21 protein-coding genes and 1 tRNA gene are annotated in these 24,701 nt (G+C 65.0%); 9 read left to right on the top strand and 13 right to left on the bottom strand.

The annotated features are described in order from the left end of the window. Positions 1-225 precede the first annotated feature (225 nt). The 5 genes from dnaK to GPA_RS06420 form a co-directional block, all read right to left on the bottom strand. Complete coding sequence (gene dnaK, locus GPA_RS06440; RefSeq protein ID WP_015539355.1) at positions 226-2,136, bottom strand: molecular chaperone DnaK; 1,911 nt, start codon at positions 2,134-2,136, stop codon at positions 226-228. Positions 2,137-2,739: 603 nt separating this feature from the next. Next, positions 2,740-2,928, bottom strand: a complete 189-nt coding sequence (locus tag GPA_RS06435) for an ATP-binding protein (RefSeq protein WP_041239190.1) — start codon at positions 2,926-2,928, stop codon at positions 2,740-2,742. Between the two features lie 336 nt (positions 2,929-3,264). Further along, positions 3,265-4,287, bottom strand: coding sequence for a hydrogenase expression/formation protein HypE (gene hypE / locus GPA_RS06430; protein ID WP_015539354.1), 1,023 nt, complete (start codon positions 4,285-4,287; stop codon positions 3,265-3,267). Positions 4,288-4,508: 221 nt separating this feature from the next. Then, positions 4,509-4,931 carry a nickel-responsive transcriptional regulator NikR gene (gene nikR / locus GPA_RS06425; protein ID WP_015539353.1) on the bottom strand — a complete coding sequence of 141 codons (423 nt, stop codon included), beginning with the start codon at positions 4,929-4,931 and terminating at the stop codon, positions 4,509-4,511. 9 nt (positions 4,932-4,940) lie between these two features. Further along, positions 4,941-5,195, bottom strand: coding sequence for a hypothetical protein (locus tag GPA_RS06420; RefSeq protein WP_015539352.1), 255 nt, complete (start codon positions 5,193-5,195; stop codon positions 4,941-4,943). Between the two features lie 138 nt (positions 5,196-5,333). Here GPA_RS06420 and GPA_RS06415 point away from each other — a divergent pair, with 138 nt between their 5' ends. Continuing rightward, a complete protein-coding gene (locus GPA_RS06415; protein ID WP_015539351.1) occupies positions 5,334-5,792 on the top strand; it encodes a hypothetical protein in 459 nt (152 codons plus the stop codon). Here the strand turns inward: GPA_RS06415 and GPA_RS06410 are convergent, their stop codons facing one another. Then, positions 5,793-7,205, bottom strand: coding sequence for a phosphohexomutase domain-containing protein (locus tag GPA_RS06410; RefSeq protein WP_041239188.1), 1,413 nt, complete (start codon positions 7,203-7,205; stop codon positions 5,793-5,795). 858 nt (positions 7,206-8,063) lie between these two features. Here GPA_RS06410 and galE point away from each other — a divergent pair. Next, positions 8,064-9,206, top strand: coding sequence for a UDP-glucose 4-epimerase GalE (gene galE / locus GPA_RS06405; protein ID WP_049784259.1), 1,143 nt, complete (start codon positions 8,064-8,066; stop codon positions 9,204-9,206). Between the two features lie 89 nt (positions 9,207-9,295). Here the strand turns inward: galE and GPA_RS06400 are convergent, their stop codons facing one another. Continuing rightward, the gene (locus tag GPA_RS06400; protein ID WP_015539350.1) at positions 9,296-11,152 is read right to left on the bottom strand and encodes a sensor domain-containing diguanylate cyclase; all 1,857 of its coding nucleotides are present in this window, start codon (positions 11,150-11,152) and stop codon (positions 9,296-9,298) included. A gap of 195 nt (positions 11,153-11,347) precedes the next feature. Continuing rightward, a complete protein-coding gene (locus GPA_RS06395; protein WP_227154797.1) occupies positions 11,348-12,634 on the bottom strand; it encodes an LCP family protein in 1,287 nt (428 codons plus the stop codon). A gap of 379 nt (positions 12,635-13,013) precedes the next feature. Between GPA_RS06395 and GPA_RS18005 the strand changes: the two genes are divergently transcribed. Then, positions 13,014-13,328, top strand: a complete 315-nt coding sequence (locus tag GPA_RS18005; protein WP_015539348.1) for a helix-turn-helix domain-containing protein — start codon at positions 13,014-13,016, stop codon at positions 13,326-13,328. A 14-nt stretch (positions 13,329-13,342) separates the two neighbouring features. Here the strand turns inward: GPA_RS18005 and GPA_RS06385 are convergent, their stop codons facing one another. From GPA_RS06385 to GPA_RS06365, 5 genes are all read right to left on the bottom strand, one after another. Further along, positions 13,343-13,831: a VanZ family protein gene (locus tag GPA_RS06385; protein ID WP_015539347.1), complete on the bottom strand. Its 489-nt coding sequence runs from the start codon at positions 13,829-13,831 to the stop codon at positions 13,343-13,345. 38 nt (positions 13,832-13,869) lie between these two features. Next, positions 13,870-14,535, bottom strand: a complete 666-nt coding sequence (locus tag GPA_RS06380; protein ID WP_015539346.1) for an HAD family hydrolase — start codon at positions 14,533-14,535, stop codon at positions 13,870-13,872. Positions 14,536-14,818: 283 nt separating this feature from the next. Next, a tRNA-Gly gene (locus tag GPA_RS06375) sits at positions 14,819-14,892 on the bottom strand. A gap of 209 nt (positions 14,893-15,101) precedes the next feature. Next, the gene (locus tag GPA_RS06370; protein WP_231847591.1) at positions 15,102-16,166 is read right to left on the bottom strand and encodes a tyrosine-type recombinase/integrase; all 1,065 of its coding nucleotides are present in this window, start codon (positions 16,164-16,166) and stop codon (positions 15,102-15,104) included. 183 nt (positions 16,167-16,349) lie between these two features. Next, positions 16,350-16,628 carry a helix-turn-helix domain-containing protein gene (locus GPA_RS06365; protein WP_015539344.1) on the bottom strand — a complete coding sequence of 93 codons (279 nt, stop codon included), beginning with the start codon at positions 16,626-16,628 and terminating at the stop codon, positions 16,350-16,352. A gap of 393 nt (positions 16,629-17,021) precedes the next feature. On the opposite strand from GPA_RS06365, the gene GPA_RS06360 reads away from it, so the two are divergent. The 6 genes from GPA_RS06360 to GPA_RS06335 all read left to right on the top strand — a co-directional run bounded on the left by GPA_RS06360 (position 17,022) and on the right by GPA_RS06335 (position 24,622). Further along, positions 17,022-17,639 carry an MptD family putative ECF transporter S component gene (locus GPA_RS06360; protein ID WP_015539343.1) on the top strand — a complete coding sequence of 206 codons (618 nt, stop codon included), beginning with the start codon at positions 17,022-17,024 and terminating at the stop codon, positions 17,637-17,639. After that, the gene (locus GPA_RS06355; protein WP_231847590.1) at positions 17,636-18,382 is read left to right on the top strand and encodes an energy-coupling factor transporter transmembrane component T; all 747 of its coding nucleotides are present in this window, start codon (positions 17,636-17,638) and stop codon (positions 18,380-18,382) included. The genes GPA_RS06360 and GPA_RS06355 overlap by 4 nt, the downstream gene beginning before the upstream one ends. Next, positions 18,379-19,881, top strand: coding sequence for an ABC transporter ATP-binding protein (locus GPA_RS06350; protein ID WP_015539341.1), 1,503 nt, complete (start codon positions 18,379-18,381; stop codon positions 19,879-19,881). The genes GPA_RS06355 and GPA_RS06350 overlap by 4 nt, the downstream gene beginning before the upstream one ends. Continuing rightward, positions 19,874-20,926 (top strand): helix-turn-helix domain-containing protein, encoded by a 1,053-nt coding sequence (locus tag GPA_RS06345; RefSeq protein ID WP_015539340.1) that lies wholly within the window; start codon positions 19,874-19,876, stop codon positions 20,924-20,926. Before GPA_RS06350 ends, GPA_RS06345 begins: the two co-directional genes overlap by 8 nt. 97 nt (positions 20,927-21,023) lie before the next feature. Then, positions 21,024-22,865, top strand: coding sequence for an ABC transporter ATP-binding protein (locus GPA_RS06340; protein WP_049784041.1), 1,842 nt, complete (start codon positions 21,024-21,026; stop codon positions 22,863-22,865). Continuing rightward, on the top strand, positions 22,862-24,622 hold the full coding sequence (locus GPA_RS06335; RefSeq protein WP_015539338.1) for an ABC transporter ATP-binding protein: 1,761 nt from the start codon (positions 22,862-22,864) through the stop codon (positions 24,620-24,622). The genes GPA_RS06340 and GPA_RS06335 overlap by 4 nt, the downstream gene beginning before the upstream one ends. Positions 24,623-24,701: the final 79 nt, after the last annotated feature.

The following is a 24,701-nucleotide window of genomic DNA, read 5'->3' as shown; positions in this document are numbered from 1 at the left end:
CGATGCGGTCGGCGTCGCTGCCCGCGGCCGGCCCCTTCGGGTCGGCCGCCGCGGCGGTGGCACCGGGCTCGGAGGAGGGGGCTGAAGAGCCGGTGCCCGTGTCGGCCTGATTCGCGGAGGGCTGGGAATCCCCGGCCGCCCCGCGCGTGTCCTCGATGGGGATGCTCCTGCCAGCGCCCTGCGCCGGGCGCCCGGACGGGGGTGTGCTCGGCTTGGCCATGGCGGTTACTTCCCTTCCTTGCCGTCGTTCTCGTCGACGACCTCGTAGTCGGCCTCGATGGTGTCGTCAGCCGGCGTGGACTCGGCCGCAGCGGCCTGCGCACCGGCGTCCGCTCCCTGCGTGGAGTACACGACCTCGGCCAGCTTGTAGCCCGCCTGCTGCATCTTCTCGGTCGCGGCCTTGATGGCGTCGAGGTCGGAGCCCTCGAGCGCGCTCTTGGCCTCGCTGATGGCCTCTTCGGCAGCGGACTTCACGTCGGCCGGGGCCTTGTCGCCCACCTCGGCGAGCGTCTGCTCGGTGGCGTTCACCAGCGCGTCGCAATTGTTGCGGACCTCGACCTCTTCCTTGCGCTTCTTGTCCTCCTCAGCATGCAGCTCGGCGTCCTTCACCATGCGCTCGACCTCGTCGTCGTTCAGGGCGGTGGAGCCGGAGATGGTGATCTGCTGCTGCTTGCCGGTGCCCAGGTCCTTCGCCGACACGTTCACGATGCCGTTGGCGTCGATGTCGAACGTGACCTCGATCTGCGGCACGCCGCGGCGCGCGGCCGGAATGCCCGAGAGCTGGAACTTGCCGAGCGTCTTGTTGTCGTGGGCCATCTGGCGCTCGCCCTGCAGCACGTGCACCTCGACGGACGTCTGGTTGTCGGCGGCCGTGGAGTAGATCTCCGTCTTGCGGGTGGGGATGGTGGTGTTGCGGTCGATCATCTTCGTCATGACGCCGCCCATGGTCTCCACGCCGAGCGACAGCGGGGTCACGTCGAGCAGCAGGATACCCTCCACATCGCCGGCCAGCACGCCGCCCTGGACGGCCGCGCCCATGGCCACGACCTCGTCCGGGTTCACGGACATGTTCGGCTCCTTGCCGGTGAGCTTCTTCACGATGTCCTGCACGGCGGGCATGCGGGTGGAGCCGCCCACGAGGATGACCTCGTCGATGTCGCCGGCCTTGAGGCCCGCGTCCTTGAGCGCCTGCTCGACGGGCTTCTTCACGCGGTCGAGCAGATCCTTCGTGATGCGCTCGAACTCGGCGCGCGTCAGCGTGTAGTCCAGGTGCTTCGGGCCGGAGGCGTCGGCCGTGATGAACGGCAGGTTGATGTTGGCCTGCGTGGTGGAGGACAGCTCCATCTTGGCCTTCTCGGCGGCTTCCTTCAAGCGCTGCAGGGCCATCTTGTCCTGGCGCAGGTCGATGCCGTTCTCGGCCTTGAACTTGTCGGCCATCCAGTCGATGATGCGCTGATCCCAGTCGTCGCCGCCCAGGTGGTTGTCGCCGGCGGTGGCCGCAACCTCGAAGACGCCGTCGCCCAGCTCCAGGATGGACACGTCGAACGTGCCGCCGCCCAGGTCGAACACGAGGATCTTCTCGTCCTTGTTCGTCTTGTCCAAGCCGTAGGCCAGCGCCGCCGCCGTGGGCTCGTTGATGATGCGGAGCACTTCGAGGCCGGCGATCTTGCCGGCGTCCTTCGTGGCCTGGCGCTGCGCGTCGTTGAAGTACGCGGGCACCGTGATGACGGCCTGCGTCACCGGGCCGCCGAGCTGCTTCTCGGCATCGTTCTTCAGCTTCTGCAGGACCATGGCGGAGATCTCCTCCGGCGTGTAGTCCTTGCCGTCGATGTCGACGACAGCGCGGCCGTCCTTGCCCTTCTGCAGCTTGTAGCTCACGGTCTTGCGCTCTTCGGGGGTCTCGTCATAGGAGCGGCCGATGAAGCGCTTCACGGAGGACACGGTGTTCTCCGGGTTGGTGACCGCCTGGTTCTTCGCGGCCTTGCCGACCACGCGCTCGCCGTCCTTGCGGAAGCCCTCGACGGACGGCGTGGTACGGTCGCCTTCCGCGTTCACGAGGATTTCGGGCTCCGAACCCTCCATAACCGCCATGGCGGAGTTCGTGGTGCCCAGGTCGATGCCGAGAATCTTAGCCATTATCGTTCCTCTCTGTTGGAGTTGTTACCTTGTTGGGTCGTGCCGGGTCGTGCTCTGAGGTTCGTTTTCTATGCAAAGAGGTGCGCCGCCGCGCACCCATTCGCCGTCCGAACATCGGGCGGCGGCGGGTACTCTTTGCCGCTCAATCTTCTTTCGACGTTTTGCACTATATAATCTAAGTCTTTAGTTGTCAAGTTATGTCATGGGTTGCTGTTGATGTTTTGTAACAATGCACACTATACTCATACCGAAGGAGCTGAGACGGCGGGGACAAGAGCGTTACGGCCCCTGCATGCGTTCGTTTCCCGCGCGATGCCCCAGCAGGATCGATGTGTGCGGGCAATGGAGAGACGGAGGCGGTGGCGCAAGGAAAGGGCAGGCGTCGGCCAATGTTTCACGTGAAACATCTGTGCGTAATTATGCGGGCGCCTGGGTGCGTCTTTTATTGAGCGGCATACGCAGCAGACGGAATCTTCGCTTCGTTTTTTCAGGCACGCACCAAGCTCCTCTGCAGGTATATCCCGAAAAAGCAAAAGCCCCCGCATCTGCTTCCACAGATGCGGGGGCTGGGTGATCCGATACAGGGGATCGCTTTGCGGGGCGTTAGTCCTCGATGACCTCCGGGATGGCGCCCATGGGGCATTCCTCGACGCAGTCGCCGCACGCAATGCAGGCATCCTCGTTCACAACGTCAGCCTTGCCGCCAACAACCTCGAGCACTTCCTGCGGGCAGGCGTCGACGCAGATGCCACAGCCAATGCACTCATCGGCATCGATAACCGGGTGAGACATATCATTCTCCTTCTCGTCCAAAATACCCGCGAGCACACGGGCAACTTCCCCAAAAACTTACTGCCCGCAAGATACCATGGTTCTATGCAAATGCAAGAAAAATCGGCGATTTTTCAGGGTGCGGTACGAATTCTCTCATGGATGCTTGGCGTGCGCGCGAGCAGCGTGAAGGCTGCGCGTTTGCGTGTGTGCGGGCAACGACGAGGGGGCGCGCGAAAGAGGCGGAACTTTTCGCCTCGGAAGCGGCGCACGCACGCCAACGGGCTCTCCGCACGGAAGCGCCCTTCCGCATACCGCAGAACGGCCTCTGCAGAACCTCGATCCGCCCGCCCGACGTCAGCAGATGCGCGGCAGCTGCTCGCCCACGAGCATGTCGAGGATGCGCGTGCCGCCGAACGCCGTGCGTAGGAACACCTTGGGGCCGCGCTCGGGCTGCGCCGAGGCCACTTCGCCGATGATCGCGGCATCCGCGCCATAGCGGTTCGCGCGCATGGCGGCCAGCGCGGCATCGGCCTCGTCGGGCGCCACCACGCACACCATCTTGCCTTCGTTCGCCACCTGCAAGGGGTCGTACCCCAGCATCTCGCACGCACCCAGCACGGCCGGCTTCACTGGCACGGCATCCTCCTCAACGGTGATGTCGGTGCCCGACTGCGATGCCAGCTCGTTCAGCGTGGAGGCCAGGCCGCCGCGCGTGGGGTCGCGGAAGCAGCGCGTATGCGGCGCCGCCGCCAGCACCTCGGCGATGAGATGGTTGAGCGGGGCGGCGTCGCTTTCGAGGCCGGACGAGAAGCTCAAGGACTCGCGGCAGCTCATGATGGTAATGCCGTGGTCGCCCAGCGTGCCGGTGACCAGCACCTTATCGCCGGGCCGACACTGCGCGCCGCCCAGCTCCACGCCCGGCGCCAGCGTTCCCACGCCGCTCGTGTTGATGAACACGCCGTCGCCATGGCCACGGTTGACCACCTTCGTGTCGCCCGTCACCAGCGCCACGCCCGCCTCGCGAGCGCACTCCGCCATGGAGGCGCAGATGCGCTTGAGGTCCTCGATGGGGAAGCCCTCCTCCAGCACGAAGCCCACGCTCAGGTAGCGGGGCGTCGCGCCGCTTGTGGCCACATCGTTCACCGTGCCGCACACGGCAAGCCGCCCGATGTCGCCGCCGGGAAAGAAATGGGGCGTCACCACGAAGCTGTCCGTGGAGAACGCCAGCCGTTCGCCCGGCGCCGGCGCGGGCAGCACCGCGGCATCGTCGCCGCGCAGCAGCTCTTCGCCCGCATAAGCAGCGAAGAACACATCGTCGATGATGCGCTTCATCATCGTCCCGCCGCTGCCGTGCCCCAACATGACCGTGGTATCCATAACGCTCCTTGCCTTCGATAGTTGCGAACGAATGTTTCACGTGAAACACCGCACGTCCTGCAAAGTCGGCGAGGGTTCCCGTGGTGCCCGCGATCTCCCCTGTTTCGCGGCCGGACGTGCTTTGCACGAGAGGGCAAGCGAACAAAGGATGAGATCGGGCATCACGCGAAGCCGCAGCGTCGACCCGCTCCGATGGCTGTCAGGCCGTCGGAACGCCCTACCTATATATATTGTCCCGTGGTCGTGACCACGAGGCGCCCGTTCTTCACGCCCTTCGTGCCCAAGATGAGGTTCGCAATATCCTGCACGAGCCCCGTCTCGCCGCGCAGCACGATGACCTCCAGGCAATTGTGCTCGTCGAGGTGCACGTGCATCGAAGACACGATGGACTCGAAGTACTCATGCTGGATGGCGTGCAGCTTCTCCTGCAGGTCGCTGGCATGGTGGTCGAACACGATGGTGAGCGTTCCCATGACCTCGGCGCCCGGCGTGGCGCATTCCTCTTCCACCAGCGCATCGCGCACGAGGTCGCGCACGACCTCGCTGCGGTTCTTGGCCAATCCGCGGCGGGCAACGAGCCTATCGAAGCGCACGAGCAGGTCCTCGGGCATGGCCACCGAGAACCGCATCAGATCGTTGCTCATCGACGTGCCCTAAACCAGGTTGACGGTGACGTTGCTGGCTGCAGCGGCATCGTCCTCGAGGGCGTCTTTCGCCTCGCCGAGCAGCGCGCGCACATCGTCGAGCAAGGCCTGGGCGGCATGCATCTTCTCGGACACGGTGGCGAAGCCGGCGTCGCCCGCAAGATGCCCCAGCGTGTGCGCCCAGCGGCGCTCCAGCTTCACATGGTCGTCAACCTGCTCGATCATCTGCTCGAGCTGTCCGGTGTTCACTCCGTTGGTGCACATAAGGCTGCCTCCTGTGTCGTTCGCGGGGCGCGCGGAAGGGTGCCTCGCCGTTGCCGTCGGTTCTTGCTATCATGATCGTTATACGTGGAACGCCCGGCGACCGCAAGGGACAGTGTGAAAAATTCCGCAAATGGTAACATGTATGAGGTGACGCTCGAAGAGACATGGGATCTGTTCGCGCCCTACCTCGATGGCGCGCGGACGGGCATCGTATGCGTGGCGAGCGCGGCCCGGCTCGGCGACGCAGCGCGGAGTGCGCTCGAGAAATCGGCCGCCGCGCTCGGGTACGGGTGTGCGTGCTGCACGTACGTCGTCCTACGGGCCGATGGTGCTGCCGGGGATGCCGCGCTCGACGGCCAGGCGCTGTTCCTGCTGCTGGAAGGATTGGATCCACTGATCGTTGTGGCGGCGGACGCCGAAGCCGCTCGGGCACTCGGCGCCGCCTATCGCCAGGAAGTTCCCCTCGATGGCGCCTGCCGCCTGTTCGGGCGGGACGCCGTGGCATTCAAGTCGTTCGAGCATATGCTGGACGACGCGCAGAGCAAGCAGGCCGCCTGGGCGCTGCTGAAGAAGCTGCCGCGGTTCGGCGAGCGCTAGCTACGCCCTCACCACGGCCTCCGCCGCGTCGAGCAACGCGCGCACCTCATCCACCGTCTCGGCCTCGGCGTACACGCGCACGAGCGGCTCGGTTCCGGAGGGGCGCATCATGACCCAAGCATCGCCTTCAAGGTAGAACTTCACGCCGTCACGGCGGTCAACGTCCACGACCTTCTTCCCGCACACCTCGTCGGGCGCATAGCCGGGCACGATGTTCGCACGGAAGCCCGCCATCTGCGCTTCCGTGATAGAGAGGCCACGGCGCTCGAACTCCAGCTTGCCCACCTTCTCGAACATGTCGTCCACCAACTGGCCCAGGCTCATACCGCGCTGCGCCATCGTCTCGGCCAAAAGCAGAGCCATGAGCAGGCCGTCGCGCTCCATGACGTGCGTGGGTATGCCGATGCCGCCGGACTCTTCGCCGCCCAGCATAACATCGCCCTTCTCCATCTCGGCGTAGATCCACTTGAAGCCAACCGGCGTGCTGGTGAGCTCCAAGCCCAGGCGCTTGCACTGGCGCGCGAGCATGGCCGATGCGGTGATGGTGGACACGACGCGCCCGTGCTGGCCCTTGTCCTCGGCCAGGTGCGAAACGAGCAGCGTGATGATACGGTGCGGGTTCACGAAGTTGCCGTGCTCGTCCACCGCGCCGATACGGTCGGCGTCGCCATCGTTGATGAAGCCGGCGTCGTAGCCCAGCTCGGGCACCTTCGCAATGCAGCGGTCGACCCAGGGCGGAATGGGCTCGGGATGCAGGCCGTCGAAGGTCGGGTCCTCGGCGTTGTTGATCTCGCACACCTCCACGCCCAGGTCGCGCAGCAGATCGGCCAGGTAGTGGCGACCGGCGCCGTAAAGCGGGTCCACCACCACGCGCAGGTTCGCGTTGCGGATGGCACCCACGTCGACGCGCCGCTTGAGAGCATCGAGGTAGGCGGTCATGAGGTCGGCCTCCTCGCAGGCACCGCGCTCGGCGGTGGCAGCGTCGGGCAACACGGCCTCCACGCGGTCGGTGAACTCCTTGCCCGCCGCGCCGCCGTCGGCCATGCGCAGCTTCACGCCCAGGTACTCGGCAGGGTTGTGGCTGCTGGTGAGCATGATGCCGCCCACGGCGTCGGCGTCTTGAGCCACCGACCAGCAGAGCGTGGGTGTGGGGCAGTAATCCTGCGTGAGCAGCGTGCGGAAACCGTGCGCCGCCGCAACCTCGGCCGCAAGGCGGGCGTAGGCATGCGCATCCTGGCGGCAGTCGTGCCCGACGATGAGGGTGCCGGGGGCGTCGGCGGGACGCCCGGCAGCCACCGCGTCCTCCTTGAAGACGCGCGCGGCCGCGTCCACGACGCGCACCAGGTTGTCATCCGTGAAATCCTCACCGATGATGGCGCGCCATCCATCGGTGCCGAAGTGTATGTCTGCCACAGGTAGTCCTTTCCACACGGGAAGCCTCGGTTGCGGAAAGGCGCACGCCCGTCCGCATTTCCACACATTATAAGGCTCATCGCCAAGACCCGCCAAAACGATGCAGGATCATCACCGACGCAACAGCGAAAAATTCAGCAACAGTTTCCGCAAGCGAGTCTTTCATCCTTTTTCGGCTGATGAATTTTTCGTTGTGCGCTTCCTGCTCTGTTCGCGGGCATTCGCTGGCCGAGCATCGGCCTCATACCCCTCCCTCGTTTTCACCACCTCGTTCTTAACCTCGATTTTTCGTTGTCTCGCTTTCGGCACGATTTGTCGTCGCTTAATTTTCGATACGCGCGAAGAGGGAACACTCGCTAAAAGGATTACGGCAAAATAGAATCCCGTTCTTCGGGCATTGTTTCACGTGAAACATCGGCCGGAAGATGCGCGCCGAACAGCGACGGAGCAGGTCGCACTGAGCCGAAAGACGATTAAAAAATTGAACGCTGGCAGGATGGGGAGACGGGGAAGGCGTGCAAGCCAAGGGAGGGATTCCGCCCGTGAGCACAGAACGGAAAACGCAGATCGAGGCCGCGGGGGGAGCGGCCTCGATCTGGACGAGTGGAGAGAGAAGAGTGGAGGAGTTTTTCTCTTGCTCGCCGATTATACTATCGAACTTATTATACTTTGTCAAGAATATCTTTGTTCTTGTATAAATTAATGAATGCCGCAGAGTCAGCCCCTTGCCTCTCCCTGCCTGCCACTCATGTTGCTTTCGACGAAATCGCCCGGCAGCACGCCATCGCCGGTACAATAGCCGCAAGAGAAAAGCTTGTGCGCGGCACGGCGGCCGCCGGAAACGAAAGCGAGAATGCCATGGCGAACAGAAGCCTTGCTAAGGGACCCTCGGATACCTGCGTGCTGGTCACAGGAGGTGCCGGGTTCATCGGCAGCCACACGTGCGTCGAGCTGTTGAACCGGGGATACCGCGTGGTCGTGCTGGACGACCTGAGCAACTCGAGCGAGGTTGCGCTCGACCGCGTGCGGGCCATCACCGGCGTCGGCGATGATCGACTGGCGTTCTACGAGGCCAGCATCCTCGACCGCGAAGCGCTCGACCGCGTGTTCGCCGAGAACGACATCGATGCCATCATCCACTTCGCCGGCTTCAAGGCCGTGGGCGAGAGCGTTCAGAAGCCGCTCGAGTACTACTGGAACAACGTGGCGGGCACCCTCGTGCTGTGCGAGGCGGCGCGTGCGGCCGGATGCAAGAACCTCGTGTTCTCGTCGAGCGCCACGGTGTACGGCGAGCCCGAGTTCATCCCCATCACCGAGGATTGCCCAAAGCACGAGGCCACGAACCCCTATGGCCAGACGAAAAGCATGCTGGAACAGGTGCTCACCGACCTGTACGTAGGCGACGGCGAATGGAATGTCGTGCTGCTGCGCTATTTCAACCCCATCGGCGCGCACGAGAGCGGGCTCATCGGCGAAGATCCGAAGGGTATCCCGAACAACCTGCTGCCCTACGTGGCGCAGGTGGCCGTGGGCAAGTTGGAGCGCGTGGGCGTGTTCGGCGACGACTACCCCACGCCGGATGGCACGGGCGTGCGCGACTACATCCACGTGGTCGACCTCGCGCGCGGGCACGTGGCGGCCCTCGACTGGATGGGCGGCAAGGTGGGCACGGGCGCGGCCAGCACGCTGGGCACGCTGGCCGGCGAACCGGCCAGCGACGGCACCCGCCGCGGCGTGGGCATCTTCAACCTGGGAACCGGCACGGGCTCGAGCGTGCTTGACGTGGTGCATGCGTTCGAGCGTGCCTGCGGCAAGGAGCTGCCCTACGAGGTGAAGCCGCGGCGTGCAGGCGACATCGCCGAGAACTACGCCGCCTGCGACAAGGCGCGCGAGGAGCTGGGCTGGACGGCCGAGTACGACCTCGACCGCATGTGCGCCGACAGCTGGCGCTGGCAGTCGCAGAACCCTGACGGCTACGCCATGTCTGCAGTCACGGCTTAGCAGGCCGAGCAGCCGCGAATTCGGCGCCCTCCGCGCCACGCGCACCGCCCACGGCCCCCCGGTTCGGCAGCGAACCGGGGGGCCGTTCCCTATGCCCCGTCGCGTTCCTGTTTTTCCCGATACATCGCACGATCGGCAGCATCGAACAGCTCCTGATAGGTCTTTCCATCGTGCGGGTAGCGCGCCACTCCTATACTGAGGGAAACCGATACGCCCAAGTCCTTCGTGATGAACTCGGTGCGATCGCGCAGTGCGCGCCGCTTGGCGTCAACCACGTCAGCTTCGTCGGCACCGCGCGCGAACGCCACGAACTCGTCCCCGCCGACGCGCCCGACCGGATCGTCGCAGCGGAACACGTCGAACAGCGCACGGGCGATGGCAGCGAGCACCTGGTCGCCCACAAGGTGCCCGTTGCTGTCGTTGATCTGCTTGAAGTCGTCCACGTCTATCATGAACAGCAGGCCGCGATCGTGTGCGGCAAGCGATGCGGCTATCTTCTCTTCGACCGTGACCTTGTTGAGCGCCTTCGTCAAACCATCTATCTGCGACTGCCGCACCAGCTGCTCCTCCAAGGCGCGCTGCTGCGTTATGTCGACCATCTTCCCCACCGCGGCGTAGGGCTCCTGCCCTTCGTACAGGTATCGGCACTTGATGGAGAACCAACGGTACTCGCCGGTCAGCGTGCGCGCGCGGACGATAGCGTGCCGCGCCTCGCCCGACGGTGCAGGGTTCTCGAGAATCTCCCCAACCAGCGAAACGTCCTCTTCGTGGAAATCGATGAGCGGGATACCGCGCTCCAAGTAGTGCTCGCGTCGCAGGCTGTCGAGCGAGAACACGCTGCGCGCGTTCGGTGTCAACTCCAAAACGTCATCGCTATACGAATACTCGAACAGCACGGCGTCCGAGAACTCCGCAAGCACGGCATACCGATCGGCCTCGCGCAGGGCACGACGGCGAAACCTGCCGATAACCAGGGCGACCACAATGCAGGCGATGGTGCTGATAACGACGAGAACCGTTCCCGCCACCACGGTGTCGTGAAGAATGACCTGGGAATGCTCGGCTATCGTGTTCTCCTCGGTGAAGTTCACGATAGTCCAATCGTTCTCGTTGAGGCGCACCGAGGTGAAGAACGTCGTCTTGCCGTTGCGCTTTCCGATGGCCAGGGTGGCAACGTCGCTGTCGTTCTCTACGTTCTCCTGCATCTTGTTTACGATCGCGTCCGCATACCCTTGGCTGCGCAGCACGTCGTACAGGTTGGAGCCATCGTAGAGCTCCGACTTCTCGGAGTCGACGATAATGGTGCCGTCGCCCTTCATGAGCACGGAACCCAGCAGCGTCACCGACGACTTGATCTGGGTGGTATCGATGAGGGTGTGCGCATCCACGATGCTGCGAAGCACGCCCACAACCATGTTGTCCTTCACCACCGGTTCGGCGATGCTGTAGAAGTAGCCGTCCAGCCGGTTGGACTTGCGCACGTCCGACACGACGCTCTCGCCGGCTTTGAGCCTTCTCAAGATCTCGCGATCGCTTTCCTTTCGATTCGAATCGTCAACGCCCTCTTCGAGCGTGGCGATGGAAACGTAGGTCACCCCGAAGGACGATCGCTCGTTCCACGAGTCCAGAAAATCAGTGAACACCTCGCCTTCGGGGTCGATATCGGGCGATTCTGCCAACGTCCGAATGGTGAGCACGGTGTTGCGAATCTCGCCGATGGATGATTCCGACTCGATTTTCTGCGCCGCCGTGAAGTCGTTCATTCCCTCGGCCGACATCTTGTTGAACTCCTCGCCCAACGAAACCGAGTATGCGATGAACACGCCGTAGATGATCGCTCCCACGACGAGGATGGATGCAGCGAGAACGGCGACAGTGCGTGGGGAGCCGAACCAGCGCCAGCGGAGCGGCCGGTTTTCATATTTGGTATCGGTTGGCTCGGCCATCAGGTCAGTTTTCCTTGCTCTCGCGCGGACGCGCATGTCCAAGGGGTGCCCCCGAATTCGATAGTATGCTCCCGGCCAGGGCAAAATACAAGGTTGCCATGCAAGTGCATGCGTTCCGTTACGCGACAGCGCCCGCATCTCTGAAGAGGAAGCGAGCGCCCAAGAAGACTTTTTCGCACGATACCGGCGTACACGCTAGGCAGCGTATCCCGTGTCGGAGTAGTCATCATAGGACCCTTCGCTGTAATAGCCCGATCCGCTCGTGTAGCCTCCGGGTCCCACACCGCTGACGCCCACGATAGTGCTCGGGTCGCCGCCCTCCTCGATCGTCTTCATCATCTGCTTCGTGGCGGTGGGATCGTTCAGCACGAACGACTGGCCGTTTACCAGCTGATCCATGAACACGGTGGGAGCCATGGCCGAATACACCGTCAGGTCGCCCTTGCCCTTGAACTGCTCGGCCAGGGCCACGATGTCGGTGACGGACAGGTCCGTGGTCACGCACTTCGCCGCACCCTGGATAACGCCGGGAAGCTCGGTGACGGGCATGTCGAGCACTTTGTTCACCAGCGCCATGATGAGCTTGCGCTGGTTGGCCGTGCGCGTGAAGTCACCATCGACGAAGGCGCGGCTGCGCGCGAACACGAGTGCCTGCTCGCCGTCGAGGTGCTGCAAGCCCTCCTCGATGATGATGCGCTTGCCGTTCGGGTTGTCCGTGGTGTTGTCGGCGTCGGTGTCGTCGATGCGCTCCGTCACCTCCACGTCCACGCCTCCCACCGCGTCGACCAATTGCACCATGTTCTCGAAGTTCACCTCGGCATAGTGCGAGATATCCACCCCGAGCAGCTGGCTGGCCTCGCGAATAGTGGACGACACGCCGCCGTAGTTGTAGGCGGCGTTGAACTTCGAAATGCCCACATTGTCGATGTCGATCATGGTGTCGCGCGGAATGGACACGATGCTGGCCTGGTTTCTTGTAGGATCGACGTACACGACGATGTTCGTGTCGGAGCGTGCGCCGGCTTCGTCGCTTCCGGCGCGCTCGTCGGATCCCACGAGCATCATGTAGAACGGTTCGTCGAAGCTCTTCTTCGGGGCGAGCACGTCTTGGATGGCCTGCATCTCCTCGGAGGTCATATCCCCGATCAGTTCGCTGTTGATGGAGTTCACGTACAGGGCGAACGCGGTGCCGCAGCCCACGACGGCCACGAGGACGGCGGCCAGAACGCCGATGGCCACCTTCTTGCCGCGGCTCATGCGGCGGTTTGCGTTGCGGGAGTACTGGGGGTTGTTGCGTGAGTACTGGCTTGCAGCCGATTGGCGGGAATAGGCGGTATTGGCGCTGCGACCTTGGCTGCCGGGCGTGTAGGCCGAGCGGTAGGCGGAAGGACTGGCCTGCTGCGGGCCCCGGTCGCGGGAGAACTGCTCGGCGGTCCCACGGGAGGCGATACGGCCCGACTGGGCCGCCTTTGCCGAACGCACGGCACGTGCCGACTGCGGTGCACGCGAGGAACGGGCAGCCGGTCGGTTGGTGCGAGAGTTTCGTGACGCCATGTACTTCTCCTCAACAGCCTTGGCTCAACCGCTTGCAAGCGGAACGCAGAGCCGGCGGGCATGCGCGGCACCGCGTTTCCTCCGGCACCGGCCTCGAGGGTGTTTCAACCCTATCGTTCGAGGTCGTATGCACAACCGCACAATATACTTTTACATTCTATCATCGATGGGCGAAGCGCCATAAAAATGGCATGCTATAGGGACAAACGGTCCATAGCGACCCATGCCCTGTCCCTTTTCCAATAATTACCCGAATCGTATTCCGGCGGTTACGGTATCAGGCGCAAGAGCGGCTAGGCTTTTCCACATGGCGAACAACGTCGGACAGACCGCGAGCGCATCTCATGCAGCGCTGGACAGCAGAAACGAGGCTTCCGTCATCCTCGGGCGCAACGTCACGCGTCTCCGCAAGCAGGCGAAGATCACGAAGCAGAAGTTCGCCCTGATGGTTGACGTGGGGCGACCCTTCCTAAACCGCATCGAGAACGGCACGGCCGACCCGCGCCTCTCCGTCATCCTCCGTCTGGCCGAAGCGCTGGAGACCACGCCGCAAGAGTTGCTCACCGATCCGGGCGAAGCACCGGTGCAGAATGCACCGAAGCGCCATGCGCGCCTCATCTGACCATTCCCCGACTTTCATTCCCCCTCCGTAAGCGACCCCTCCCCCGGCTGCTCTTTGCCTTCGCGCCCTTTCCGCCTAAGCTGGAGATAAGCCAACCCCGACCCGAGAGCAGCGCCGGCGGTGTCCACGAGCCAGTCCATCGGATCGCACATGCGCCCCGGCACGAACAGCTGGTGGAACTCGTCGGACGCACCGTACAGGCTGGCGCAGGCCACTGCCACGAGACAGGCGCGGCGCAAGGGCATATGGCAGCGCAGGGCATTCGCCAGCAACGCGCCGAGAACCGTGTACTCGCAGAAGTGGGCGATCGACGATACCACGTCCACCTCGGGCCCGAGCAGCTGCGCCTGCAGCGCTTTCAGGTCTTGGAAGATGCGCGAGAACAGCCCGAGGCCGTCGTTCAAGCCAGTGTCGGTGTTCGACGACATGAAGAAGATAAAGCCGGCGCAAAGCGCCACGAGAGCCCAGCTCACCACAACGAAGGTGGTCGATTTTCTAGCCATAACGGCAGTCCTTCCCGGCAGTTTGTTGCAGTTGGCGGCTACCCGAGCAAGTCGAGCAGCGCACGCGGGTCGTCGATCACCAAATCGGCCGCCGCCGCACGCAGCCGCTCGGCTTCGTGATAACCCCAGGTGACGCCTACGGCGTAGGTGCCGGCATTGCGGGCTACGGCCACGTCGCCCGTCGAATCGCCCACGTAGACGGTACGCTCGGGAACCGACCCCAGCTCCTCGATGGTGCGCAGAAGCCCGGTGGGGTCGGGCTTGCGCGGGATGTCGGCGCTCTCGCCGTGCGCCACCGCGAACAGGCCGGGCAGGTAAACGCCGACGACCTCCTGGACGCCTGCGTCGAACTTGTTCGACAGCACGCCGAGCCGTGCCCCTCGGCGTTCGAGCTCGGCAACCGTCTCGGGAATGCCCTCGTAGGCCTTGGTCAGGCGATACCCGTACTGCGGGTAGAGTTCCTTCCAACGGCGCATGGCAGCCTCGACAGCCTCCTCGTCGGCATCCTGGGGAACAGCCTGGTACATGAGCGCCTTCACGCCGTTGCCAACGTAGCTTAAGACCTCGGCGGACGTGCGCTCGGGGAAGCCGCACTCGCGCAGCACGGCGTTCGTGAGCACCACAAGGTCGGGTAGCGTGTCGAGCAGCGTGCCGTCGAGGTCGAACACGAAGGTGTCGAACCTGGGCGTCGTTGCGTCTGTCATGAGCGCATCCTTTCGCCTTTAAACGAAAAATCCAAGCCGAAGCTTGGATCGTGGTTTAGATGGAGCGGGTGACGGGACTCGAACCCGCGAATACAAGCTTGGGAAGCTTTTGCCCTGCAAGCCGTCCTGCGGTTCGAAAATACCTTCTGACCTGCCCCTTTCTTGAATGACAGATATTACAACTACCAGATACTGGAAAGTATACTGGAAAATACTGGAAGAATTAACCCCCTTTGAAATGCAAAACGGGCACCATCGAGAAGCGATGATGCCCGGTCAGGTCTGGAGCGGGCGACGGGAATCGAACCCGCGTTGTAAGCTTGGGAAGCTCAAGTTCTACCATTGAACCACGCCCGCAATCAAGCGAATGACAGTATAGCGTATCGCGCAGCTTTGTCACCGGAAATCCTCCTTAAGTCCATGCTTTCCCCCGCCGTCCACGAGTCCCGGGACGAGCCTGCCGACGTAGCGGTTCGCGAGCCCCCTCGTGGTCGCCGGGATGAACCCGACGTACAGGTCGAGCGTGTAGGACGCGTCGGCGTGCCCGAGGAGCACCGAAACCGTCTTTATGTTCCCCCCCCCCGGGCGAGGTTGATGGTCGCGAACGTATGGCGCAAGGCGTAGGGCCTCGTGCCGGCGAACCCCGCCTTCCGGACGAACGCGTTCCACCTCTTCTTGAACGAGTTGTAGCTCCAAGGGTTCCCTGTCTCCCCCAGAAGAGGGGTCGAGCTCCTGAGGACGAGCCCCATCTCGTCGAGCGAGCGCCTCTTCTCCTCGATCCACGCTTCCACGACCGACGCCGTGTACCGGTCGAGCGGGACCGTGCGCATCGAGCTGTCGGACTTGGTGTAGTTCTCTATCCTCCCCGCGCGCTGGGCCGCAACGATCCGCACCTGCGCGTCGCCCCCCTCCCCGGCGGGGACGAAGGCCCCAACGCGCAGGGCGAGCATCTCTTCCGGGCGCATGCCCGTGGAGAACAGAACGAGCACGGCCACCTTGGTCATGCCGAGGGGGAGGGACGACGCCTTCTCGAGGAACATCCCCGCCTCGTCCTCCATCAGCGGGTCGATGAGGGGTCTGCCCTTCCTGAAGCTCTTGGAGAGGAAGCGCTTCTTGGCGACGTTGCGCCCGACGTGCTCGCGGTCGACGGCGTCGTTGAGAACCTCGCGCACGAACTTGAGCACCTTGGACTGCATCGCCGGCCCGGCGACGCGCACGGGCGAGAAGGGGGCCCTCCTTTTGAGCCTCCCCTCCTGCCGCAGCCTCTCCCTGTTTTCCTCCTCGCGCCTCCTCTTCTCGAGCGCCCACTCCTCGGACAGGCGGGGCACCGCGAGCACGCAGCGCTCGACGTCCTCGGCGACGAGCTCTTTCAGGGGGATCGACCCTATCGTCGCCTTGGCGTACTTCAGGTAGCGCCTCTCGTTGGCGGTCGACGCGGGGGAGATCACCCCGGCCCGCCGCTCGACGTACCTCTCCGCGTACTCCCCGAAGGGCATCGCCGCCCAGGCGGCGGAGTCGAGCGACCCGCCACCCCGCGCCTCGAGCGCGAGGTCGAGGATTGCGTTCTTCTCCTCCTCGAAGGCGCGGACCTGTCCTTTGAGGTCGACCTTCTTGTTGAGTGCGAACACCACGCGGGTGAGCTTCTTCTTCCCGCCGAAGTGGCGGCGGTGCTCCTCGGGGATGCGGATGGTGAGCTCGTAGGCGGTGGTGCGCGAGTCCTTGCGCTTTCGCCGCGGCGTGCCGCGCCTCGCGGCCGCCTCGTCGAGGTTGTACGGCTTGTCGCAGTGGAGCAGCTGCATGGGGGGTGCCGTTCGTCAGGCGGACTGCAGGCCCTCGCGGCCCTCGCCCTTGTACAGGTAGTTCAGCAGGGCGAGCTTCGGCACGAGCCACTTCTTGCCCACGCGGCAGCCCTTCAGCTCCCCGCGGGCGAGGAGGCGGCGCACCTCCTGGCTGGTGGCGCAGGTGAACTCCGCGACCTGGGCGGAGGTCATCATATAGGGATACCGCTCGAGCGCGAACAGGTAGAGCCCGTCGGGGTCCGCGGCGCGCAGCCGCTCCTCGTCCACCCCGAGGTCGCCGTGCAGTTCGATCATTCCCGTCCCCTTTCTCCGAAGCGCGTACACGCCGATGATGGACCATCCGCGCGAGGGTTCAAGGGTGCGCTGAGGGCCCGGCGCACCCTTGCGGTGCAGGGCGGCCGTGCTACGGCGCCGCCGTCCCAGGTTTCGCCTTCGCACCTCCCCGATCGCGCGTTTCGCATGGAGCGTACGCCCCGTGCCGCTGCGTGGGGAGGTTTGTTCCGGAACAGGGGTCCGCTGTCACCGTTTCAGGTACTTGGAGAGAAGTTGGAGAACGTCAAAGAAGAGTGCCCGCGTGCAAATCTTATGTCCATATGGAACATTGGCGACCATTCGGGCGAGGATTTGCGATGCCGGTACCTAATACTGCCCCTGTTAAGTTACCATAATCTAACTAAAGGAGTGACAATGGGAAACTCAGAGCAGAAGACAACGGAATCGCGCGCCCTGAAGGGCCGCGACCTCATTACGATTGGTATCTTCACCGCGCTGTACTTCGTGGTGAACTTTGTCTGCATGCTCCTCTCCGGACTCCATCCGTACCTCTGGGTGTTCATGCCTGCGCTCGACGCGCTTCTCGCGGGCATCCCGTTCATGCTCGCCTGCGCGAAGGTTCCCAAGTCCGGCACAGTGCTCATCATGGGTATGGTCCCCTCCCTCGTCTACTTCATCACCGGCATGTTCACGCCCCTTATCCTGGGGATGATGGTCGGCGCGTGCGTGGTGGCGGAGGTCATCAGGGCGGCGACGAAGTACCGCAGTTTCGCCGGCAACACGTTCGCGTACGCCGTGTTCGGGTTCGGCATGTGCGGAAGCCCCCTGCCGCTGTGGGCATTCCACGACTCGTTTGTGGCGCAGATCGCCGCCCAGGGCATGGGCACCGACTACCTGGCCGCCCTTGAGACGGCGGCGAACCCCGCGATGCTCGTCGCCATGTTTGTCACGACGTTCGTGGCGGGACTCGTGGGCGCCTACATCGCCCGCGGCATGTTCAAGAAGCACTTCACGAAAGCAGGCCTGGCGTGATAGGCGAAGGAATGACCGCAGCCGGCCCCGTCCCGCAGGGCGGGACCATCCTGGGCGGCAGACCTCGCAGGGGCGCGCTCGCGCTCGATCCGCGCACGCTTATGGGCGTCCTTCTCGCGGCATCCGCCCTCGCCTTCATGGGCAAGGGCGTGACCGCGGAGCTTTGCCTCGTGGTCGCCGTCGGGCTGCTCCAGACGCTTTGCGGCCACGTCAGGATGGCGCTCGGCTTCGTTGCCGCCTACGCCGCGCTCATGGGCGTGCTCTACGTCGTGTTCCCTCATGTCGGCGGGGCGGCGGCGACCATGTTCACCATCAGCTTTACGTTCGCGCGGAAGATCTACCTGTGCCTCATGACGGGCGCGCTCCTGGTCTCGGACTCCTCGGTCCATCGGATCAGCGCCGCGCTCGCGAAGCTCAAGGTCCCGCAGTCGGTGCTCATCCCGCTCACGGTGACGTTCCGCTACTTCCCCACGCTCAAAGAGGAGGCCGCGCACATCAGGGACGCCATGTCGCTGCGCTCCATCCCCGCCGGCAGCAGGGCAGAGTGCTTCGTCGTGCCGCTCGTGATGTCCGCCACATCGACCGCCGACGAGCTCTCCCGCGCCGCGACGTGCCGCGGCATCGAGAACCCCGCGCCTTCGACCGACACCGAGCGCCTCTCGATGCGCGCCGCCGACTGGGCGGTGCTCGCGATCTCGGCGCTCGCCGTGGCCGCGGTCGCCTTGTTCGGAGGCTCCGCATGAGGCGCGGGAAGGAACGGGAAACGGTGGTGTCGCTTTCCGGGGTCGGCTGCACGACAGCCTCCGGCAAGCGCATCCTCGACGGCATTGACCTCGACGTCCGGCGCGGGGAGTGCGTCCTGATCATCGGGAGGTCCGGGTCGGGCAAGACTACCGTCACGAAATGCATCAACGGGCTCATCCCCTCCTTCGAGTCGGGGATCGAGCTCGAGGGGCAGGTGCGCGTCTGCGGCCTCGACCCCTCCGCATGCGAGATGTACGAGCTCGCCGAGCACGTGGGCAGCGTGTTCCAGAACCCGAAGAGCCAGTTTTTCTGCCTGACGTCCAACGACGAGCTCGCCTTCGGGCTCGAGACGCGAGGCGTTCCCGTCGACGAGATCGAGCGTCGCATCGAGGAGACGGTGGAGGCGCTCGGGGCGCAGCGCCTGGTCGGCCGCGACGTGAGCACGATGAGCGGCGGCGAGAAGCAGAGCCTCGTGTTCGCGTCCGTCGACGTGGCACAGCCCGACGTGCTCGTCCTCGACGAGCCGACCGCGAACCTCGACGCCTCCTCGGTGCGCGCACTCCACGACGAGATCGCCGCCGTGCTCGCCGCCGGCAAGAGCGTCGTCATCGCGGAGCACCGGCTCTACTTCGCCGCGGACCTTGCCGATCGCGCGGTGCTCATCGAAGGCGGGCGCATCGTGCGGGAGTTCTCGCCGGAGGAGCTCTTCGCTTTAAGCGATAAGGAGCGGGAGATTCTCGGCCTGCGCGCCGTGGACCCCGCCGAGGCGCTCAAGGTTGAGGTTGGGGCGGCGGCAGGCAGGGCTGCCGGACGGAGCGGGCATGCCGCAGGCGATCGGGCCAAGGCGGGTTCGGGCCTCGTCCTCTCCTCGTTCACGGTCGCCCGCAAGGGGATGCCCGTCTTCGCCCCTGTCGACGCCGCGGTCCCGCGCGGGCGCGTGCTCGGGGTCCTCGGGGAGAACGGTGCCGGGAAGTCGACCTTCCTGCGGGGGATAGCGGGGCTCGAGCGGGGGAGCCTGGGCGAGGTCTCCTTCGACGGCACGCCGCTTGCCCGCAAGCAGTGCCGGCGGACCGCCGCCCTCGTGATGCAGGACGTGAACCACCAGCTGTTCAGCGACAGTGTCTGGAACGAGTGCGCGCTGGCGATAGGCGGGCGCGACGACGGGGAGGCCGCCTCGCGCGTCCGGGAGCTTTTGGGCACCCTCGACCTCTCCGGGCTCGAGGACGTGCATCCCATGGCGCTTTCCGGCGGTCAGAAGCAGCGCCTTTCCATCGCGTGCGCGCTGCTCTCCGACCGGCGCCTGCTCCTGCTCGACGAGCCGACGAGCGGCCTGGACTTCGACCGCATGGTGGAGGTCGCCCGCCTCGTCAGGCGCCTCGCCGACGACGGCGCCTGCATCGTCCTCGTCACGCACGATCTGGAGTTCCTCAACCGTTGCTGCGACGACGTGCTCGAGCTCGCATGCGCCCAGGGAGGCAACGGCGGTGCGCATGGCTAGGACGGCGGAGAGCATTTTCGCCGGCGACGGCGGCGCCTTCCCCTTCGCCGAGGGAAGCGCCGCCCCGCCCGACCTGGCCGAAACCCTCTCGTCGATGAGGGGCGAAAAGTCGGGAACGCTCTCTTTCGGCAACGAATCGGGGTTCGGGGAGATGCGTCTGGTGGAGGTCCTTCCGGGCGTGTCGGTCTCGTTCAACGACTTCGGGATGGACGGCTACCTCTCCACGTTCTCGACGGCGAGCGACGTTCTGTGCGTCGACTGGTGCCGTGACGGCAGGATCGAGCAGCCCATGCCGGACGGCTCGTACGCCTACGTCTCCGCGGGAGACCTCAAGGTGGACGACCGAACGCGCCATTCTGGCAGCTTCGCGTTCCCGACGTCGCGCTACCGCGGTATCACGATCTCGTTCGACCTCTCTTGCGCTCCCGCCTCCATCCGGAGGGCGCTGCCAGGGTTCTCCGTCGACCTCCGCGAGCTCAAGCGCCGCTTCTGCCGCGACGGCCGGCCGTTCATCGTCCGCGACTGCGCCCGCATGCGCCACATCGCCGAGGAACTCTACGAGTCGCCCGTCCACGCGCGAAGGGCGTACTGCCAGATCAAGGCGCTCGAGACGCTGCTGCTCCTCGACTCGATCGACCCCGGGCTCGAGGGCGCGGACGTCGCCTACTACCCGCGCTCGCGGGTCGCGCGCGTGAAGAAGGCGCGCGAGCTCATGGTCTCCGACCTCTCCTCCTGCATGACGGTCGAGGAGGCGGCGCGCCGGGCGGGCATGTCGCTCACCTCGTTCAAGGAGTGCTTCAAAGGGGTCTACGGGACCTCGCCGGCCGCCTACGTGCGCGGCGTGAGGATGGGACAGGCGGCGAAGATGCTCGCGGAGACCGACATGCCCGTGGCGGCGGTCGGCGCGCTCGTGGGATACGACAGCCCCTCGAAGTTCTCGGTCGCATTCAAGTCGTCAATGGGAGCCACTCCGAGCAGGTATCGCCACCTCGTCCGAGAGCCCGGTTTTCGTCCGAATGGGACAGCCGCGGCCGAACGGGGCTGAGAGGCGCAGGCCCTCCTCGGATAATAAGCCCAAGCTAACAAATGCGGGCTGACGGCGGATGACGTCGGTCCGCCTTGCTTGGGAAGGACGTGATGCCATGGCGAAAGAGGAAACGCCCCGAAACGGCACGGGAGGGAGGTCGTGGATCGGGACCCTCTTCGGGTACGCTCGGCGGTGCCGGGGGAAGATGGCGCTCTCGTTCATCGCGTCGGTGGCGAGCGTCGGCGTGGGGTTCGTCCCGTTCTACTGCGTCTACCGTCTGATGGCGATGGCAATCGACGGGACGCTTTCCTGGGAGGGGTCGACCTTCTGGCTCGTCCTCGCAGCAGCGGCCTACGTCGCGAGCAAGCTCCTGTTCGGCGCGTCGACCCTGCTCTCCCACGTCTCCGCGTACACGATCCTGGCATCTTTGCGCGAGGACTTCGTGCGCAAGCTCATGAAGGCGTCCCTCGGCACCGTCCAGGGGAAGAGCATCGGCAGCGTGAAAAGCGTCTTCGTCGACCGGATCGAGAACATCGAGCCGCCCTTGGCCCACATGATCCCCGAGCTCGGCGGCTCGCTCGTGCTCGCGGCGGGGCTGGCAGTATGGCTTGTCGCCATCGACTGGAGGGTCGCCTTGGCGTGCCTCGCGAGCGTGCCGGTAGGGCTTTTGGTGTTCGCCTCGAGCCTCAAGGGGTTCAACGCGAAGTACGCTGCCTACATGGCGGAGAGCAGCCACGTGAACAGCGTGATCGTCGAGTACATCGAGGGCATCCAGGTGGTGAAGGCGTTCAACCAGGCGAGCGACTCCTACGAGAAATACGCGGGCGCCGTGCGCGCGTTCAAGGACTTCACCATGCAGTGGTTCCGCTCGACCTGGGTCACCATGAACTTCATGTCGTCCATCATGCCGACGACATTGCTCGGCGTGCTGCCCGCGGGAATCGCCCTTTACCTCGGCGGGAGCTTGGCGCCGGCGGACTTCGCCATGTGCGTCATCCTCGCGCTCGCCATCGTCGACCCCATCATGCGGTTCACCGCGTTCGTGAACGACGTGAAGTCGATGGAGTACGCGGTGGCGGACGCCGCTGAGTTCCTCGGCCTGCCCGAGCTTCCCGAGACCGCGCGCAGCGCTCTCGTCGAAGGATCCGCGGTCGAGCTCGACGGCGTGTGCTTCTCCTACGATGCGGGCGAGGAGGTCATCCACGACGTCTCACTTTCGGTGCCGCAGGGATCTTTCACCGCGCTCGTCGGGCCGTCCGGGTCGGGCAAGTCGACCCTCGCGCGCCTCATCGCGCGGCATTGGGACGCCGACGCGGGGTCGGTCAAGATTGGCGGCGCCGACGTGCGGGACATGCCGCTCGACCAGCTCTCGGGGCTCGTGAGCTTCGTCGCGCAGGACAACTACCTTTTCGACGTGTCCATCAGGGAGAACATCCGCCTCGGCAGGCCGGGGGCGAGCGACGGGGAGGTCGCCTTCGCCGCTGCCGCCGCGTGCTGCGACGAGTTCGTGCAGCGCCTTCCCCGCGGCTACGATACCCCTGTCGGGGAGGCCGGCAGCGCGCTCTCGGGCGGCGAGCGCCAGCGCATCTCGATCGCCCGCGCAATCCTCAAGGACGCGCCCGTCATCGTCCTGGACGAGGCGACCGCCTTCACCGACCCCGAGAGCGAGGACAAGATCCAGCGATCCATTGCGCGCCTTTCGGAGGGAAAGACCCTCGTCGTCATCGCCCACCGGCTCTCGACCGTCACGGGCGCCGACCAGATAGCGGTCGTCGACGACGGGAGGATCGCGGCGACGGGCACGCACGAGAGCCTGCTCGCAAGCTGCCCCTTGTACACGAGGATGTGGGCTGCCCACGTCGGCGCGCACGACTGGGCGGCAGGGTCTAAGCCGGCAGGACCGGAGACGGCGGAAGCGAGGCATGCGGTGTCGAAGACGGAAGGAGGCAGGCGATGATCAGGAACCTTGTCCGCATCGTTCGCTGGGCCGGGCCGTATCGAGCGCGGCTGTTCTGGGGGTGCGTGTGCTCGTTCTTCATGACATGGGCGGTCGCGGCTCCCGTCGTGCTCGCCGCGTGGCTCCTCGCGCAGGTCGCCGACGACGCGCGCGGTGTCTCGCAGCTCGACCCTTCGTGGGTCTGGCTCTCGCTTCTGGCGATGGTCGGCTGCGTCCTCGCGCGGTTCGCGTTCTCGTACGGCAAGAACCGCCTGCAGGAGTCCATCGGCTACGAGGTCGCCGCCCAGGAGCGGATCGACCTCGGCAACGTGCTCAAGCGCGTCCCGCTCGGGTACTTCGCCCAGAACAAGACCGGCGACATCCTGGCGACGGCGACGACGGAGCTCGGCGTGCTCGAGCTGCAGGGGATGAAGATGGTCGACGCGGTGATCAACGGCTACGTGAACCTCGCCGCTATCGTCTGGTTCCTCTTCGTCCTGTCTCCACCGGCGGCGCTCGCCGCCGTGGCGGGCACCGCCGTGTCCTGCCTTGCGCTCGCGTCCGTCAACCGCGCCTCGCAAAGGCTCACGCCCGCTGCGCACAAGGCGACCGAGGACCTCACGAGCGACATTGTGGAATACGTCCGCGGGCTGGGGACGGCGAAATCCTACGGGCACGGCGGCGCGGCGGAGCGGCCCATCCGCGCGACAATCCAGCGGCTGAAGGACGCCCGCATAGCCATCGAGCTCGCCTTCACCCCGCGCAACGTCGTGCACCTCGTCGCTTTCAAGCTCGCGAGCGTCGGGGTGGTGGCGTGCGCCGCGTGGCCCTTCGCGCGCGGGGCCATGCCGCTGTGGGTCTTCCTGGCGCTGTGCGCCTTCTCGTTCACCGTCTTCTCGGGCGTCGAGCGCGTCAACGACTCGGCGCACATGCTCGGGGACCTGGGCGACATCCTCGATCGGCTCGAGGAGCTGGAGGGGGCGGAGTTCATCGACGAGGGCGGACGCGACATCCCGCTCGACGGCCACGACATCGAGTTCGAGAACCTCGGGTTCTCGTATGCGCGGGACGGCAGCGGGCAGACGCTTCACGACGTGAGCTTCTCCATCCCCGAGGGCACGACGTGCGCTATCGTCGGCCCTTCCGGGTCGGGCAAGACGACGATCGCCAACCTCATGATGCGCTTCTGGGACGCCGATTCGGGGGAAGTCCGCGTCGGCGGCAGGAACGTGAAGGACTTCACGTGCGACAGCCTGCTCTCGAACTTCTCCGCGGTGTTCCAGAGCGTCTACCTGTTCAACGACACTGTGGAGAACAACATACGCTTCGGCAGGCCCAACGCAACCTTCGCCGAGGTCATCGACGCCGCGAAGCGCGCACAGGCAGACGAGTTCGTCGAAGGGCTTCCGGAGGGGTACCGGACACTCGTCGGCGAAGGCGGCAGCGCGCTTTCAGGCGGACAGAAACAGCGCATATCCATCGCACGAGCGCTCCTCAAGGACGCGCCCATCGTCATCCTCGACGAGGCGACCGCGAGTGTCGACCCTGAGAACGAGGCGCTCATCCAATCCGCCATCTCCGAACTCACGCGGGGAAAGACCGTCGTGGTGATCGCCCATCGCCTCGCGACCATCGAGAACGCCGATCAGATTCTCGTGGTCGAAGGCGGGACCGTGGTGCAGCGCGGCACACACGAGCAGCTTCTTGCCGAGGAGGGAACGTACCGGAAGTTCGTCGAAATTAGAAGCGAGGCGGAAGGGTGGCGTTTCGGATTCTGACGGACGGAGAAGCGATGCTCTGCTGCGACCTCTGTGGCGGAAGGAAGGGAGGAAGTCGATGCCGATGAACCGGTCGAGG

Origin of the sequence: Gordonibacter pamelaeae 7-10-1-b (genome assembly GCF_000210055.1) — a bacterium.
GTDB lineage: Bacteria > Actinomycetota > Coriobacteriia > Coriobacteriales > Eggerthellaceae > Gordonibacter > Gordonibacter pamelaeae.
The sequence above is the reverse complement of the archived record's forward strand: the minus strand, read 5'-3'. Positions and strand labels throughout refer to the sequence as shown.